General features: G+C 48.1%; 16 protein-coding genes. 11 read left to right on the top strand and 5 right to left on the bottom strand.

Annotated elements, in window-relative coordinates; translation table 11 throughout:
- Positions 1 to 73 precede the first annotated feature (73 nt).
- The 3 genes from WA407_RS03290 to WA407_RS03280 are packed head-to-tail and all read left to right on the top strand — an operon-like array spanning position 74 to position 1,941.
- Positions 74 to 1,024 (top strand): ABC transporter ATP-binding protein, encoded by a 951-nt coding sequence (locus tag WA407_RS03290; RefSeq protein WP_336076783.1) that lies wholly within the window; start codon positions 74 to 76, stop codon positions 1,022 to 1,024.
- Positions 1,024 to 1,740, top strand: a complete 717-nt coding sequence (locus tag WA407_RS03285) for an ABC transporter permease (RefSeq protein WP_235308255.1) — start codon at positions 1,024 to 1,026, stop codon at positions 1,738 to 1,740. Before WA407_RS03290 ends, WA407_RS03285 begins: the two co-directional genes overlap by 1 nt.
- Before the next feature lie 36 nt (positions 1,741 to 1,776).
- Positions 1,777 to 1,941, top strand: coding sequence for a hypothetical protein (locus tag WA407_RS03280; protein WP_155729760.1), 165 nt, complete (start codon positions 1,777 to 1,779; stop codon positions 1,939 to 1,941).
- A 104-nt stretch (positions 1,942 to 2,045) separates the two neighbouring features.
- Here WA407_RS03280 and WA407_RS26705 read toward each other — a convergent pair whose 3' ends face one another.
- The 3 genes from WA407_RS26705 to WA407_RS03265 form a co-directional block, all read right to left on the bottom strand.
- Entirely contained in the window at positions 2,046 to 2,342 is a 297-nt protein-coding gene (locus WA407_RS26705; protein WP_367988473.1) for a hypothetical protein, read from the bottom strand.
- 262 nt (positions 2,343 to 2,604) lie between these two features.
- A complete protein-coding gene (hslO, locus tag WA407_RS03270; RefSeq protein WP_336076782.1) occupies positions 2,605 to 3,486 on the bottom strand; it encodes an Hsp33 family molecular chaperone HslO in 882 nt (293 codons plus the stop codon).
- Between the two features lie 31 nt (positions 3,487 to 3,517).
- Positions 3,518 to 3,994, bottom strand: coding sequence for an RrF2 family transcriptional regulator (locus WA407_RS03265; protein WP_080710773.1), 477 nt, complete (start codon positions 3,992 to 3,994; stop codon positions 3,518 to 3,520).
- 243 nt (positions 3,995 to 4,237) lie between these two features.
- Here WA407_RS03265 and WA407_RS03260 point away from each other — a divergent pair, with 243 nt between their 5' ends.
- The 8 genes from WA407_RS03260 to WA407_RS03225 all read left to right on the top strand — a co-directional run bounded on the left by WA407_RS03260 (position 4,238) and on the right by WA407_RS03225 (position 14,565).
- Positions 4,238 to 5,251, top strand: a complete 1,014-nt coding sequence (locus tag WA407_RS03260) for an LLM class flavin-dependent oxidoreductase (RefSeq protein WP_254329766.1) — start codon at positions 4,238 to 4,240, stop codon at positions 5,249 to 5,251.
- A gap of 265 nt (positions 5,252 to 5,516) precedes the next feature.
- Positions 5,517 to 7,586 carry a bifunctional aldolase/short-chain dehydrogenase gene (locus WA407_RS03255; protein WP_336076781.1) on the top strand — a complete coding sequence of 690 codons (2,070 nt, stop codon included), beginning with the start codon at positions 5,517 to 5,519 and terminating at the stop codon, positions 7,584 to 7,586.
- A 243-nt stretch (positions 7,587 to 7,829) separates the two neighbouring features.
- On the top strand, positions 7,830 to 9,050 hold the full coding sequence (gene rhaI, locus WA407_RS03250) for an L-rhamnose isomerase (protein ID WP_336076780.1): 1,221 nt from the start codon (positions 7,830 to 7,832) through the stop codon (positions 9,048 to 9,050).
- Positions 9,047 to 10,522, top strand: a complete 1,476-nt coding sequence (rhaB, locus tag WA407_RS03245; RefSeq protein WP_336076779.1) for a rhamnulokinase — start codon at positions 9,047 to 9,049, stop codon at positions 10,520 to 10,522. Before rhaI ends, rhaB begins: the two co-directional genes overlap by 4 nt.
- A 20-nt stretch (positions 10,523 to 10,542) precedes the next feature.
- On the top strand, positions 10,543 to 11,301 hold the full coding sequence (locus tag WA407_RS03240; protein ID WP_336076989.1) for a DeoR/GlpR family DNA-binding transcription regulator: 759 nt from the start codon (positions 10,543 to 10,545) through the stop codon (positions 11,299 to 11,301).
- Between the two features lie 270 nt (positions 11,302 to 11,571).
- A complete protein-coding gene (locus tag WA407_RS03235) occupies positions 11,572 to 12,300 on the top strand; it encodes a (Fe-S)-binding protein (protein ID WP_336076778.1) in 729 nt (242 codons plus the stop codon).
- Positions 12,297 to 13,826 (top strand): LutB/LldF family L-lactate oxidation iron-sulfur protein, encoded by a 1,530-nt coding sequence (locus WA407_RS03230; RefSeq protein WP_336076777.1) that lies wholly within the window; start codon positions 12,297 to 12,299, stop codon positions 13,824 to 13,826. The genes WA407_RS03235 and WA407_RS03230 overlap by 4 nt, the downstream gene beginning before the upstream one ends.
- Entirely contained in the window at positions 13,810 to 14,565 is a 756-nt protein-coding gene (locus tag WA407_RS03225) for a LutC/YkgG family protein (protein ID WP_336076776.1), read from the top strand. Before WA407_RS03230 ends, WA407_RS03225 begins: the two co-directional genes overlap by 17 nt.
- A 12-nt stretch (positions 14,566 to 14,577) precedes the next feature.
- Here WA407_RS03225 and WA407_RS03220 read toward each other — a convergent pair whose 3' ends face one another.
- Both WA407_RS03220 and WA407_RS03215 read right to left on the bottom strand, forming a co-directional pair.
- The gene (locus tag WA407_RS03220; protein WP_336076775.1) at positions 14,578 to 15,684 is read right to left on the bottom strand and encodes a sensor histidine kinase; all 1,107 of its coding nucleotides are present in this window, start codon (positions 15,682 to 15,684) and stop codon (positions 14,578 to 14,580) included.
- 15 nt (positions 15,685 to 15,699) lie between these two features.
- Positions 15,700 to 16,401: a response regulator transcription factor gene (locus WA407_RS03215; protein WP_069291836.1), complete on the bottom strand. Its 702-nt coding sequence runs from the start codon at positions 16,399 to 16,401 to the stop codon at positions 15,700 to 15,702.
- Positions 16,402 to 16,435 lie beyond the last annotated feature (34 nt).

Here is a 16,435-nt window from a genome sequence, read left to right as displayed (position 1 = left end):
TGATTGAGCTTGTTCAGGAGTGTCGTACTTAGAATCCTGAATAAGCTCTCTGTTTATGGAGGAGTTGAAGGCTATGAGTATTTTATCAAAGGAAAAAAATGGCGGAACGCCCGCCATACAAATTGAGGGAGTGCACAAAAAATTTGGCGACTATATCGTATTGAACAATCTTTCGCTGGAGGTGAGCCGAGGAGAGATATTTGGATTTTTGGGACTGAATGGCGCTGGAAAGACAACGACCATAAAGATGCTCTTGGCGATGCTCAAGCCAACCTCCGGCAAGCTCTATATGTTAGGTGAAAAGGTCGATGCCGGAAACTATAAATTATGGGACAAGGTTGGATATTTGGAGGAGGCTACTTTTTATCCCGATTTAACTGTAGTTGAAAATCTTGACATAGCACGACGCATGCAAGGGGTGCCTGACAAAGATTCCGTAAATCGGGTTATCTATAAGTTGGGGCTTGAGCTGCACAAACAGAAGAAGGCAAAGAATCTTTCTCTAGGAAACAAACAACGCCTGGGACTTGCGAAAGCAATGATTCACAATCCGGAAATTCTAATATTGGATGAGCCGATAAATGGCCTCGATCCCGCAGGCGTGGCGGAGATACGGAATATGTTATATAACCTAGCGAAAAATTTCGGCGTAACTGTTTTTATATCCAGCCATCTGTTAGAGGAACTCTCGAAAGTTTCCACACGCATTGGGATTATTCACAATGGCCATCTTGTTAAAGAAGTCGCAATGGATAAGCTGGAGCAATCGTTACAGAAAAACTTAGTGGTGAATGGCCGCGACAAACATGCCTTAAAGGAGGTGCTTGAAGAGCATGGATATGAATTTGAGGAGATAATAGACGGCTATATTAAACTAACCGATGACCACGTAGCGGATAGTCCTGAACGACTGGCCGAACTGCTGGTTAAATCCAATCAACCGCCAACATTGCTTCGAGTGATTACGGAGGATTTGGAAGGATATTTTCTCCGCACAATTGGTATGACAAGGGGGAATATATAATGAATATTTTTTCTGTCTTACATTGTGAGATTCACAAGATTATCCGCGCCAATGTGTTTTGGTTGGTATTTCTTATTTTTGCATTTGGGCCAATCATGATGGGAGTCGGAATTATTTTATCCAGTGACGCCGGCGGCATCAATTGGAGAATGTATTTAACCGAATTGCTTGATAGTCTTGCCCCGCTGGGACTTATCGGGTACACCTTCATCGCGGCATGGGTATTTGGACGAGAGTTTTCGGATAAAACAATTAAAGATTTGCTTGCAAAGCCCGTTTCCAGATCGAAAATTGTACTGTCCAAATTTCTTGTAATTTTAGCATGGAGCCTATTACTTTCCATGTATATGTTTGCCATAGGTTTTGCTGTGGGGGGTATTCTAGGAGTTGCGGGCGGGTTAGCTTCTTTTATTTGGAATATCTTCTTTAAATTCATTATAACATCGCTATTGTTTATTATTGTTACCACACCAGGCACTCTTCTGGCCAATGTGAGCAAGGGATACTTGGCACCATTAGGACTCATCCTGATAATCGTCATTCTCTCAAATGTTTTGGCCTCTTTTGGATTCGCCCCCTATTTTCCGTGGACCATCCCGTCGGTATTTCAAAGCACCGGGTTTTTAAAGTTGAGTAGTATAATCATTCTTGCGTCTACGGGAATAGCCGGAATAGTCGGAACATTTGCCTGGTGGAGATTTGCCGAGCAGCAATAAACGCGCTACATGCACTGAGTTGTAGATATATCAATTATGAAAAGGAACAACAATCTCTCCGCTGCTCGCACGTTCATGCTTGACGATAAACTAAGCGCTGGATTGGAGAGTGTACCACAACCGAAGCAGTTCAAAACGCGCGTTTCAAGGGTTGAAACATACACACAGCCCATTCTGGAGGGCAAAGGGTTGAACGATTAGAACGGACAAATGGATCGGATATTCTCAAGAAATACGAAAGGCGAGGAACATCTGCCGAAGAGCAGGTGTTTTTTTGCTTAGAATTACAGAGGGAGCAGTAACCCTTAAATTATGAGGGGGATATGATGTGTCCTTATGCTGAATCTGTTTCCGGTGTTCACCGGCATCGGGCTGATCATTCCGTTAATGCCGAAATTCATTAATGAACTGCGGATTGCCGGAAGATGTGTAATGCTCCCATTGAGCCAGTGGACTTCAACGGTAAGTTGACCGACCAGCTTTTCTAGGCGCTCCTGTTTGCTTTCGTATTCCTTTCTCATCTTGTCCGCTTCACTCGTCCCTTTCTCGAACACCATAGACGCCCGGCTCAGAAACTCGGCTTTCCACCAGCTAATCATCACGGACTCATTTCATATTTGGCGGCAATCTCGTTCACGGTCTGCTCTTCCTGCAAGACCTCCAGCACAATCTTCGTCTTAAAATTTCCTGCGTATCTTTTTCGAGCATAGCGCACCTCATTTCAAGCGATTGGAATAATATAACATTATCACTTACATCATGAACAAGTCTACCGTGTTTAGGATTAAGAAATCATCGGAAGCATTGGGAAAGAAAAAAGCTGTTCCCCAGTAGCTAAACCTACTTTTTGGGAACAGCCCATATTTAAATGATGTTTGTTTCCAGCATGCCTTCGAGATCTTCTTTGGTAAGATGGTAGTGTGCGTTACAAAAGTGGCAATGAGCTTCAGCCTGTCCATCGGTATGGATCATATCTTCTATTTCCTTATTCCCTAAGCTGATAATGGCATTGGTAACTCTTTCTTCTGAGCAGGGACAATGAAATTTTACAGGTATGGTTTCCAGTATGTTCAGGTTGCTTTCTCCCAAAATCTGACCCAGAATCTGCTCTGGCGTAAGACCTTCCATGACCATTGCGGAGATGCTTGGAATGCTCTCAATGCGTCTCTCGATAAAACTGATAACCTCCTCCTGCGTATCTGGCATCAGCTGAATAATAAAACCTCCAGCCGCCTGAATAGAGTTATCCGGGTTAACAATAACTCCCGCTCCTACAGAAGAAGGAATTTGTTCGGATTGGACGAGATAAGATGTGAAATCCTCCCCCAGTTCACCCGAAACGAGAGGGACTTGTCCAACAAATGGGTGTTTTAAGCCGATATCTTTAGATACAATTAGCGCTCCATCTGTTCCTACAGCTCTGGCGACATCTAATTTCCCTATCTGATTAAGCTCAAAATGGGTTTGTGGATTTTTTACATAACCTCTAACTTCACCTTTGGAGTTGGTATCGACAAGAATAGTGCCGATAGGTCCGCCGCCATTAATCCTGATCGTCAGTTTATCCTCATCTTTAAGCATGGCTCCCAGCATGACGCCGACCGTCATAGAACGTCCCAATGCAGCCGATGCTGTGGGCCAGGTATAATGACGCCATTGAGCTTCACTTACCGTTTCCGTTGTTCTCACGGCATAAGCCCGTACCTGGTTATTGTAGGCAAGAGCTTTTACTAAATAATCGTTCATGTTCATATTCCTTTCTGTTCATTAGAGTTCTTTACAAGACCATTTTTTCCTGAATCCAGTTCTCCAAAGAAGTCATTTTGTCATCATATCCTTCTTTAAAAAAATCAGCGGATAGTGACGCGATGGTTTCTCTTTTCAGAACGGCTTTCCAGGAGGCTTCCGCTTCTTCCATCAAATTTGCCAGTAAACAACACTGATCGTCTTTCTTTAATTCAAGCATATCGTTGTAGATACCGCTGGAAGAATAGAGAGTCTGTTGTCCTTCAATCGCCAGATAAATATCAAATACCCGTATATCCTCAGGTTTTTTCTTTAATTTGAACCCGCCCTTGACACCAGGTACAGAAGTAATCAAATCGGCGCTAACCAATTTACGTAACAGTTTATGAAAATAAGTAGGTGAAGCACCTAACTGCTGGCTAATGGCCTCCCCAGGTAAAACGGCTTTGTCCGGCAGCATCGTGAGTAGAAGAAGCGCGTAGACAGATTGTTCGACACCTGTTTTCATATGCACTAGCAATCACCTCAATATTTATAACCAGGCTAATATGGATAATGATTATCCACATAAATGCATGATAGACGAGCTTCTCGTAAAAGTAAACTGTTTTTGAACAAAACTAAAAATTTAAATCATTTGCAATTTATAACGGGACACATTATCATAATTGACGTATCAATTGATGGGTCAAAGAATTAAGGCGTTGAGGAAAATTCATAAAATAATATTTTGACAGGGGGTTTATATATAATGACTACGCGTAACGTTGCACTATCTATATTAGATCTTGCACCTGTCCTTGAAGGCGGCACTCCTGCCGATTCCTTCCGCGACACGGTGGATCTTGCCCAGCATGCTGAACAATGGGGGTACCATCGGTACTGGCTAACGGAGCATCATAATATGCAGGCGGTTGCCAGTGCGGCTACGTCCGTGATCATTGGGCATGTAGCTGCACATACAAACAAGATTCGGGTCGGTTCAGGGGGTATTATGCTGGCTAACCATGCTCCACTCATGATTGCAGAGCAGTTTGGAACCCTAGAGTCGCTCTATCCGGGACGAATTGATCTGGGACTTGGTCGGGCTCCAGGCACGGATCAACCTGCGATGAGGGCACTGCGGCGAGGACTTCACAGTACTGGAGAAGATTTCCCCGAGCAATTGAATGAGCTGCGTTCTTACCTGAATCCAGCGCTGAACGGAGCCGTTCCGGGAGTAAGAGCGGTTCCTGGAGAAGGGCTGGACATTCCCATCTGGTTACTGGGATCAAGCGGATTCAGCGCACAGCTGGCAGGTCAGCTTGGGCTGCCGTTCGCGTTCGCCAGCCACTTTGCCCCGGCTCATTTGCTACAGGCTCTGGAGTTGTACCATCGCAATTTTCGGCCATCCAAAGCACTGGATAAGCCATATGTGATGGTCGGTGTTAATGTGCTTGTTGCAGATTCTGATGAAGAAGCAAAATGGCTCTTCACTTCACAAGAACAGCAGTTTCTAAATGTGCTGCGCGGGCACAGCGGAGGACTGAAGCCACCAGTGGATGACATGGAAAAGCTATGGAGTGAGCACGAGAAGGAGATGGTTCGTGGTAATATGCTGGGGTATTCAGCCATCGGCAGTCCCGACACCGTCAAACAAAAGATGGATTTGATAATCGACCAGACGAGAGCCAATGAGTTGATTACAACCTCTCAGGTATATGACCATCAGGCGCGCCTGCGCTCGTACGAGCTGCTAGCCAAAGTGATGCGTATAGTTGGGTAATTAGATGAGTTAAACGAATGAGGCCGTGCCAGAAAGGTTCTTATAACCGATTCTGACATGGCCTTTATTTTGTGCGTGGCCATGATCGTTTACCAAATGAATATATCCATTTTTTTAGATGGGTAAAAATTAAAATTTATTTTTGATTATTTTTGTATTACTCATTTTCAAATTAAAACAAAAGTGTTATAGTCTCCATAAACAAAGAAAAACCACTGTAATAAAGCCTTTCAAAACTAAAACTGAACTTGGAGGTCTTTTTCCTATGGTACAAAGTCTGTGGATTTCTTCACAAGCATCTGAGCAGAAAAGCACGCTGGAAGAGCTCGTATACCGTTCTAACCTGATTGGCACAGATAGGAGTGTGTGCAACTGGGGAGGCGGTAACACTTCGGCCAAAACGATGATACAAGATTTTCGTAGGCGTGAAGTAGAAGTGATGTACGTTAAGGGCAGCGGTTCCGATCTCGCAACAATGAAAGCGCATAACTTCACAGGGCTTCGTATGGAGGATATTCGTCCTTTATTTGAAAGGGAAGATATGTCTGACGAGGATATGGTCGCATATTTGGCGAACTGTATGATAGATGCCAAGCATCCACGGGCTTCAATTGAGACGCTATTGCATGCTTTTCTGCCTTTTACACATGTCGATCATACACACCCAGACGCGATTATTAGCTTGTGTTGTGCGCACAACGGTAAGGAAATGGCTAAGGAAATCTTCGGTGACCGTTTTGTATGGGTGCCTTATATCCGTCCTGGCTTTAAGCTGTCGAAAATGATTGCCCAAGGTGTAATCGATCATCCACAAGCTGAATTGGTATTGATGGAAAAGCATGGTCTGGTTACGTGGGGAGACACATCCGAAGCGGCTTATGCGAAAACAATCGAAATCATTCAAGAAGCAGAAAGCTATATTAAAGCTCGTCAAGAGGAAAAGCAGGCGTTTGGAGGCGTAAAATATAAAGCGCTTACTTCTGAAGAGCGCCGAAGCATTGCGTCCCAAGTTATGCCATCCGTCCGGGGTGCAGTAAGTGATGAGAAAAAGATGATCCTCACCTTTGATGACGCGGAGGATGTGTTGGAGTTTGTGAACGGCCGAGATTCTGCTGTTTTATCCCAGGTTGGGGCAGCATGCCCGGATCATCTGGTTCATACCAAGATGAAGCCACTCTATGTAGATTGGATACCGAATGTGGAGGACGTAGAGGGCTTGAAAGTTAAGCTCGCTGAGGGTATAGCGGTCTATAAGGAACAGTATCAAGCTTATTTCGAGCGCAATCGGCATGAGGGAGATGTTATGTTTGAGGCTGCGCCACGCGTAATTTTGATTCCGGGTATTGGTATGATCAACACAGGAAAAAGCTGGAGCAACGCGCAGGTAAGCGGCGCCTTGTATCATCGTGCTATTGCTGTCATGCGAGGGGCAACGGCGTTAGGAGAGTTTGTTTCACTCAGCGAGAACGAGTCCTATAACGTGGAATATTGGCCGCTGGAGCTTTATAAGCTGTCACTCGCACCAGCAGAAGCTGAATTTTCCCGTAAAATTGCGTTCATTACAGGCGGTGCAGGCGGGATTGGCAGTGCAACCGCACGTCGCTTGGTGGATGAAGGTGCACATGTCGTACTGGCAGATCTGAATCTGGAAGGCGCGCAAAAGGTAGCCGCAGAGATAAATAGCAGCTACGGAGAAAACCGTGCCATCGCCGTAAAAATGGATGTGACGCAGGAGGAGCAGATTCAGGCTGCCTATGCAGAAACGGCATTGACCTATGGCGGTGTAGATATCATTGTCAACAATGCAGGCCTTGCTACATCCAGTCCGTTCGATGAAACATCGTTAAAGGAATGGAATTTAAATGTGAATGTGCTGGGAACGGGTTATTTTCTGGTTGCACGAGAAGCGTTCAAGCTCATGAAGGAGCAGACACTTGGTGGCAGCATGGTGTTCGTCGGCTCCAAAAACTCAGTCTACGCAGGTAAAAATGTAACGGCCTATAGCTCGGTCAAGGCGCTGGAAGCACATTTAGCCCGTTGTATTGCCGCAGAAGGCGGTGAATATGGCATCCGCGTGAATACCATTTTGCCGGATGCCATTCTGCAAGGCTCGGCAATTTGGAACTCCAATTGGCGCAACGAGCGCGCTGCCGCCTACGGCATCGAGCCCGACCAGCTGGAGGAGCATTACCGCAAACGGACGACGCTGTTGGTCAACATTTATCCGCAGGATATCGCTGAGGGCATTGCCTTTTTCGCCTCATCCAAGGCAGAGAAAACGACAGGCTGTATGCTGACCATCGACGGTGGCGTCCCCGCAGCCTTTACACGCTAGCCGAATTAAAATGAACCTATGTAAGCCACATGACGATAGTTTCGAAGGGTTGTAAAACACTTTGGAAAACACGTAAATAAGCAATGTAACGTATTTACGTGTTCTCATCCTTTATATACACACTAACACTTTAAAAATAGAAGTGACTTTATGGGTGGTCAGCAGCGGAGCGATCGGAAGAACAATCCGCACGCGAAGCGGCCTCCCCCCGTAACTCACTTTATTTTCCAAGGAGGAACCACGATGAGTGACAAAGCGTACGCCTTATTCGAGGAGCAACAGCAACAACGGGGCATTGACCTGGAGCAAGTAAAGGCAAAGCTGAAAGCGCTTAGCATAGAAACACCATCCTGGGGATATGGCGACTCAGGTACACGGTTTAAAGTCTTTCAGAAAACAGGCGTCCCGCGTGATCCGTTCGAAAAGTTGGAGGATGCCGCGCAGGTTCATGCTGTGACAGGCTTATGTCCATCCGTTGCGATCCACATTCCGTGGGATACAGTGGACAATTACGGCAAGCTTCGCGGTCATGCCGAAAGCCTCGGTTTGCAGATTGGGGCCGTGAATCCCAATTTGTTTCAAGATGAGGACTACATGCTCGGCAGTGTCACCAATGTAGACCCGGCCATCCGCCGTAAGGCCATCAACCATTTGCTGGAATGCGTGGATATTGCGAAGGAAACGGGCTCTAACGATTTTAGCTTATGGTTCGCAGACGGAACGAATTATCCCGGTCAGGGGGATATTCGCAAACGGAAAAATTGGATGCTGGAAGCGCTCAGTGAAATGTATAAGGCGCTCACACCTGACATGCGCATGCTGATTGAATACAAGGCGTTCGAGCCAGCCTTTTATCATACGGATATTGCCGATTGGGGCATGGCGTACAATTACGCAACCAAGCTGGGGCCGCAGGCACAGGTGCTGGTGGATACAGGGCATCATCTGCCGGGAGCCAACGTGGAGCATATTGTCGCGTTTCTAATTGATGAGCAGCGACTAGGTGGGTTCCATTTTAATAGCTATAAATATGCAGATGATGATCTGATTGTAGGTTCTACCAATCCGTATGAGTTATTTTTGATCTTTTTTCAAATTTTAAATGCCGCTCAGGATGTAGAAGCTGATATCCGCCAAACCGTGGACCAAATCGCATACTTGATTGATCAGTCGCACAATATTGAATCCAAAATCCCGGCCATGATTCGCTCCGTGTTGAATGTACAGACTCAATATGCAAAGGCACTCTTGATTAATCATGCAGAGGTGGAAGATGCAGCAAACCGCCAGGATGTGCTGGGTGCAGAGGATGCTGTACGCCAGGCGTTTGAGTTTGATGTGGCACCATTGCTCAGAGCGATCCGTGAAGAGCAGGGATTACCTACAGACCCGATGAAAGCCTACTTGGCATCTAATTATGGCACGCAGATTTTACAAAGAGGCAAGGGTGGTGCAAGCTGGTGAGTATCCTCGCTTATGATTTGGGGGCAAGCAGTGGCAGGGTTCTACTCGGAGAATTGACAGATTCACGTATCGTGGTGGAGGAAATCCATCGCTTTTCGAATGATCCGGTCAAAGTTGGGGAACGTCTGCACTGGGATCTGTTGCGTCTGTATCACGAGGTTCAGCAAGGTTTGCTCAAAGCCAGACATATGGGAGTGAATCCGTCCAGTCTTGCGATTGACTCTTGGGCGGTCGATTTTGGATTGATTGGGGAAACCGGAGAACTGCTAGGCAACCCTTATCATTATCGGGATTGGCACACCCAGGGGGTGATGGAAGAAATACAGGGACGGCTAGGGAAAGAGTCCATTTTTCAGCGTACAGGCATTCAATTTTTGACGTTTAACACGATTTATCAGCTGGCTGCTATGCGAAATGCCAGTTCACCGTTGCTGGAGCAGGCAAAGCATTTCTTGATGATTCCAGATCTGCTGCGGTATTTTCTGACAGGTGAAATGTACAATGAGTTTTCGAATGCGACCAGCACGCAATTATATAATCCGTTGCAGCAAAAATGGGATGAAGAGCTTTTGTCTGGAATCGATATCCCCCGTTCCTGGTTTAGTGAGGTTCTAGAACCAGGAAATGTTGTAGGAACGATCCGCTCGTCGGTCATGACCGATCTGGGCATTGGAGCGATTCCTGTGATTGCAGTAGCAGAGCACGATACGGGATCTGCTGTGGCTGCCGTACCTGCGCTGGAGCGCTCGTTTGCGTACTTGAGCTGCGGAACATGGTCCCTGATGGGAACGGAAACGGCACAGCCTGTAATCAATGACGATACGCTTCGTTTTAATTTTACGAACGAAGGTGGGGTCGGTCGAACTTACAGACTGCTTAAAAATATCATGGGATTGTGGATTTTACAGGAGGCGCGTAGAGAGTGGAAGCGGCAGGGCTACTCCTATTCCTTCCCCGAACTGGTTCATATGGCAGAACAGGCTCCAGCATTCACTTCTTTGATTGATCCGGACGATGAACTGTTCCTGCACGCCGGGGATATGAAAACACGTATCCGTCAATATTGCCGCAACACTGGGCAGCCGTTGCCGGAGACGCCGGGAGAGATTACGCGCTGTATTTTGGAGAGTCTGGCGTTAAAGTATCGTTACATTTTGGAGCTTACGGAGCAGGTGTCAGGACAACGGTTTAATGGTTTGCATATGGTCGGAGGAGGGATTCAAAATCGCTTGCTGTGCCAATGGACGGCCAATTCAATTCAAAAACCCGTGTGGGCTGGACCCGCAGAAGCGAGCGCAATCGGCAATCTTGCGGTACAATGGATGACACAGGGAAAGTTCGCCGATATATGGGAAGCACGCCGGGTCATCGCAGATTCTATTTCCGTGGAGGAATATGAACCTGCCGAGTCAGAAGTGTGGGAGGATGCCTACGGGCAATTCCGGCGAGTGGCGGGACTTTTTGTACATTAAAGATGTGGAGTGAGATTGCCATGCTGGTCGCAGAAAGATACGAGATGATTGTGCAGCTCGTTAATGAAAAAGGGAGCATACGGGTGTCCGAATTGAGTGAGTTGTGCAAAGTAACGGAGGAAACGATCCGCCGTGATCTGGACCGCCTGGAGCAGGCGGGACGACTGCGCCGTTCGCATGGGGGAGCGGTTAGTGTCAAAAACGAGCAACCTGAAACGCCCTATACAGTACGGGAAATTATGAACGCAGAGGAAAAGCGTAGGATTGCCGAGGAAGCGGTCAAGCAGATTCAGCCGAATGATCGTATTTTGCTGGATGCTAGCACAACCGCCTGGTATATGGCGTCCAGCTTACCGGATATTCCTTTGACAATATTAACAAATTCGATTCGGGTAGCTACAGAGCTGGCGGGTAAGGAAAAAATCGAGGTCATTTCGACGGGGGGGCAGTTGCTTCAACGCTCGTTGTCATTTGTAGGCCCGCTCGCAGAGCGTTCACTAGAAACCTATTATGTGGATAAATTGTTTTTCTCCAGCCAAGGGGTTCATCTGGATCGCGGTATTAGCGAATCGAATGAACTGCAAGCTCGTTTGAAGCAGAAAATGGTCAGCATTGCAGACCGTGTGATTTTACTGGCGGATGCGAGCAAATTTGGGCAGCAGGCGTTTACGCATGTCGTGAGCCTGTCGCAAGTGTCCGAGATCATTACAGATTCACGGTTGTCGGACCCGATTCGCAGTCAACTTGCGGAGCTGGCGATTCCAGTTACGGTTGTATAAAGCGGGGAGTTTCCAAGGTGAAGGCCGCTTTGTGTTTCATTTGATCCTACGATCGCTGTTGCAGGGGGATTCTTTGATGATGTAAAAAAGTTATAAGCGAGAATCCCGCTGCAAGCTTCTAAATTATCACTTCCCCGGATTTTTAGCATTGAGTAAAAAAAATCTGGGGGCAACAGCGATGGGAAGCAACATCCGACTGCGCAGTGGCACCAAAGGTAACTTTTCAGTTATAAAGTAATAGCAATTCCATGGACGGAAGGGGTGTTCCGTATGAAGGTATCTTTATTTATTACCTGCCTGAGTGATACGATTTATCCCAAGGTGGGGGAAGCGATGGCACGCTTGCTTGCCAGATATGGTGTTCAGCTGGATTTTCCGAAGGTGCAGACATGCTGCGGACAGCCGTCCTATAACAGCGGCTATTGGGATGAAACGAGGGCTGCGGCCAAAACGATTTTGAAAGCGTTTAACGACAGCGATTTTGTCGTATCTCCTTCCGGCTCTTGCACATATATGATTCATCATTACCCGGAGTTGTTTAAGGATGAACCCGAATGGCTCGATTCGGCACGGAGGCTGGAGCAAAAGACGTATGAGTTTACGCAATTTATGGTGCAGGTACTTGGCGTGACCGATGTGGGCGCGTCTTTTCCGCATAAGGTAACCTATCATCCGTCTTGCCATGGCACACGTTTGCTCGGCGTGAAGGAGGAACCGATGAAGCTGCTTGGCAGTGTAAAGGGGCTGCAATTAGTACCACTTCCCTTTGCTGAGGACTGCTGTGGCTTTGGCGGGACTTTCGCGGTAAAAATGCCGGATATTTCGGGAGCGATGGTGACTGAAAAAGTGGACCACATCAGGGAGACCGAAGCCGAGGTACTGGTCGGACTAGATATGGCCTGCTTGATGAACATTGCCGGAAATATCCGGTATCGGGAGGAGCCAGTTCGGGTCATGCATCTGGCTGAGCTGCTGTACGAAGGGGTGAAGCACGCATGACCGCCATACACTCACATTCCATGAACCAAAAGGTTAAGAAACGCGCAGAGCTGGCTCTCAATGATGATTTTCTGCGGAATGCAGTTCGTTTCACTACAGAGCGGCTGCGCAACGGTAAGCGGGTGGCTTCAGAGCAGCACGGAAATTGGGAGGAATGGCGTGAGCGCGGGCGCCAAATTCGTCTTCATACCATTGCCCATCTGGACTATTACTTAAATCTATTTGTAGAAAATGCCCGCGCCAACGGGGTGCATATCCATTTTGCCGACACAGCAGCCGATGCCGTACGTATTACACTGGGAATTGCTGTGCATAGCCAAGCTCGTTCCGTCGTCAAATCCAAGTCGATGGTGTCGGAGGAGTTACATTTGAATCAGGCGCTGGAGGGTGCGGATATCGAGACGATTGAAAGTGACCTCGGTGAATATATTATTCAACTGGCAGGAGAGCCCCCGTCTCATATCGTCATTCCGGCGATTCACAAAAACCGCTATCAGATTGCCGAGCTGCTGTCCAAAGAAGCAGGGGAGAAACTGTCCGGGGATACGACGATTTTGGCAGGCTTTGTCCGCAAAAAGCTGCGTGAAAAGTTTCTAGAAGCGGATATTGGCATGACCGGGTGTAATTTTGCCATCGCCGAGACAGGCTCCATGGTTCTGTTCGAAAATGAAGGCAACGCACGAATGGTATCCACTTTGCCTAAAACGCAAATTACGCTGATGGGCATGGAACGGATTATTCCATCCTGGACGGATTTGGAGGTCATGGCTACATTACTGCCACGATCCGCTACCGGACAGAAGCTGACCATGTACATGTCCGGTATTTCAGGCCCTCGGCGCAGCCAAGATGCCGATGGGCCTGACGAAATGCACATTATCATCGTAGATAACGGACGTTCACTACAGCTAGGCAATCCCGAGTTTCAAGAGCTGTTGAATTGCATTCGCTGCGGGGCTTGCCTGAATGCCTGTCCGGTGTACCGACACATTGGCGGACACGCGTATGGTGGGACATATAGTGGCCCTATCGGTGCAGTGCTTACGCCTGCCCTTCATGGCAACATTGAAGAGTGGAACGATATTGCGAGTGCGTCCAGTCTGTGTGGTGCGTGTTATGAAGCCTGTCCGGTCAAAATACCGCTGCATGATATGCTGGTATATTTGCGTAGACGTAAGGTGGAGGCGGGACAAGGAGATAAGCTGGAAACGGCAGGAATGAAAGGTTTTGCGACAGTGGTTTCCAGCTCGAAGCGATTCGCAGCGGCGATTCGGCTAGGGCAGATTGCACAGAAAGCGGTCGTCCGTAAGGGCGAAATTACCCTTAAGCTGGGCCCGCTAAAGGGATGGAATACGTACCGCGTAGCTCCCTCTCTGGCGAAAAAATCCTTTCGTCAGCAGTGGAACACGCTGGAGCATAAACTGGAGCAGGAACGCAACGTGATGCAGCCGGATGTTCTCAGCCGCATGGAGAAGATTTTGGCAGATAGAAGTAAAGGAGGGACGCAGCATGAGGGAACAGAGTAATCCTTCTGCGCAAGCAAAAGCGGCCCATGAAGCGTGGCTTCAGCAAATGGAAGCAGAATCGCGTGCTAAGCAAGTACGCTTTATGGACGGCATCGCGACGCGGCTCAAGCGTCCACGACAGACGGAGCCGCCAGTTCAGCCGTTTCGCGGGGCACCTGCATTTTGGCACGAATTCGAATGGAGCGCGGAGCAGCGCATCGAGGAGTTCACCGCCAACTTTACAAGTGTTGGCGGGCATGTCGTGCGTCTGCCGGATTTGGAGCAGACCGCAGACTGGATCGCGCTCAAAGCGCGAGAGCTGGGAGCGGCCTATATCGTCCGGCAGAATGAGCCGGACCTGGATGGGCTCCAGCTGGAATCGGCGCTGCCGGAAGTCCGTTTATCGGTGTGGAACACCGATCCAGTCGAGGACTGGAAGGCCCGCGCTGCCGAGGCGGATATTGGCATCGTCATCGCCGACGAAGCGGCTGCTTACACCGGTTCGGTAGCGGTGCTATCCTCGCCGGAGAAAGGCCGTGCAGTCAGCCTTTTGCCAACCGCACTGATTATTCTTCTGCCCGTAGAGCGCTTGCGAACACGACTGGGCGAGATTCTAAGCTGCTTTGACGAAATCGGGCGTGAGCAACTGCCCGCAGGCATTCATTTTATTACTGGACCGAGCCGCTCGTCGGATATTGAAAATGATTTGACGATTGGCGTGCATGGACCCGGCATCGTCTATACGTTGTTAGTGGGCTAGCGTGGAGACCGCCTAACGAGCATGATAGAGGGGAAAACGGGTTTCAAAATCTGTTTGTCTGCGATTACTCCTAACCGAAATGCGGCCATCGTGCAGCTCAGTAATACTTTTTGTAATCGCAAGGCCCAATCCGGTGCCTCCAGTTTCCTTGGAGCGTGATTTGTCCACCCGGTAAAACCGCTCAAACAAGTGCGGGACATCTTCCACAGGAATTGGGGTGCCGTAGTTGGTGCAGATTACCACCGCCTCGTCGTCTTCGCGTCCTATGGTGATATCGAGGCGTTTGCCGTCTTTTCCGTACCGAATAGCGTTGGAAAATAAATTTTCATACAGGCGTACCAGCTCGTCTGTATCGGCTAGAATCCGAACAGGCTCGACGATTCGGACACGGTAGGACATGTCCGCCTGTTCCAGCGAGGGTACAAATTCCTCAGCAAGCTGAGTGAGCAATTTGCCGAGATCTACAGGCTCCAGCTCCAGTGGCAGACTGCCACCGCTCACGCGCGTGTATTCAAACAGCTCGTCGATCAGCTTTTTAAGCGTCAATGACTTTTCATAAGCAATGTTCACATAATATCGCAGCTCAATTTCATCCCGATAGCGGTCGGTTTCAATATATTCCAAAAAACCGATCACGGATGTTAGCGGGGTACGAAGATCATGAGATACGCCGGTGATCAGGTCGTTTTTGGCTTTGGCGGAAGCCCGTTCTTCTTCTAGTGAGAGACGGAGCTTGTCCGCCATGGTGTTCATATTTTTCGCCAAGGTACCCAGCTCGTCCGCTGAAGAAACAGGAATCGTATAGGACAGATCTCCATCAGCAAACTCCTGCATCCCCGTCGTAATTTCGCGAAGGTAGCCAATCGTATTTTTGGTAAAAAGGAAAAAGAAATAGATATATGTAGGTAGCCCGCCCACCAGCATGATCAGTGGGGACCCAATGTGATTTACGGCCCAGCGAACCAGACGGGTGCCAAAAAATGAACGGGAAGGGTTCAGCCATAGCAGCAAAGATGCTCCATAATAAAAGACCATCAAAATCAGTCCGGTTAGAGCGAAAGCGGCAAGGCTAAGGGCTGCCAGCTTCCATCCCAACGTGTCATATCGTTTTGCCTTCAAGACGTGAATCCTCCATTAATCGAATTTTTCCATTTTGTAGCCGATGCCCCACACCGTTTTCAGGTATTTGGGTTTTCTCGGATCAGTCTCAATTTTTTCGCGAATTTTACGCACATGAACCATCAGCGTGTTGTTGGATTCCAGATATTGCTCTTTCCACACTTTTTCATAGATCTGCTCCATGCTCAGTACTTGACCACGATTACGGGCCAACAGCTCGACAATGGCAAATTCGCGCGGGGTCAGCTTAATGGATTCTCCGGCGAGAGTGATCTCATGCGTAGCAGAATTAATGGTGAGTTCGTCCAGTATCATTTCATGCTCCAATGCAGGGGAAGAGTGGGTATATTTCCGTACTCTGCGCAGCTGGGATTTGATGCGTGCCACCAGCTCCAACGGGCTGAACGGCTTAGTGACATAATCATCGGCCCCAACGCTAAGTCCTGTGATTTTGTCCATATCTTGTCCCTTCGCAGACAACATAATAATCGGAAAATGCTCGGTTTCCCTGATCTTCATGCAAGCTTCAACCCCGTCCATATTGGGCATCATCACATCAAGCACCATCACATCTATTGATTCCCGACTGACTTGCTCCAGCGCTTCCAGTCCGTCCCGTGCCATGAGCAGTCGATATCCTTCATTTTCCAAATAAATTTGCATCAGCTTAATAATTTCAGGTTCATCGTCTACTAATAAAATGGTTCCGTTATGCATGGCCCGTGCACCCTTTCTGTTCTTTCTAGCAGTA

It is taken from the genome of Paenibacillus sp. 203 (assembly GCF_037027525.1).
GTDB classification, from domain to species: Bacteria; Bacillota; Bacilli; order Paenibacillales; family Paenibacillaceae; genus Paenibacillus; species Paenibacillus polymyxa_B.
The sequence above is the reverse complement of the archived record's forward strand: the minus strand, read 5'-3'. Positions and strand labels throughout refer to the sequence as shown.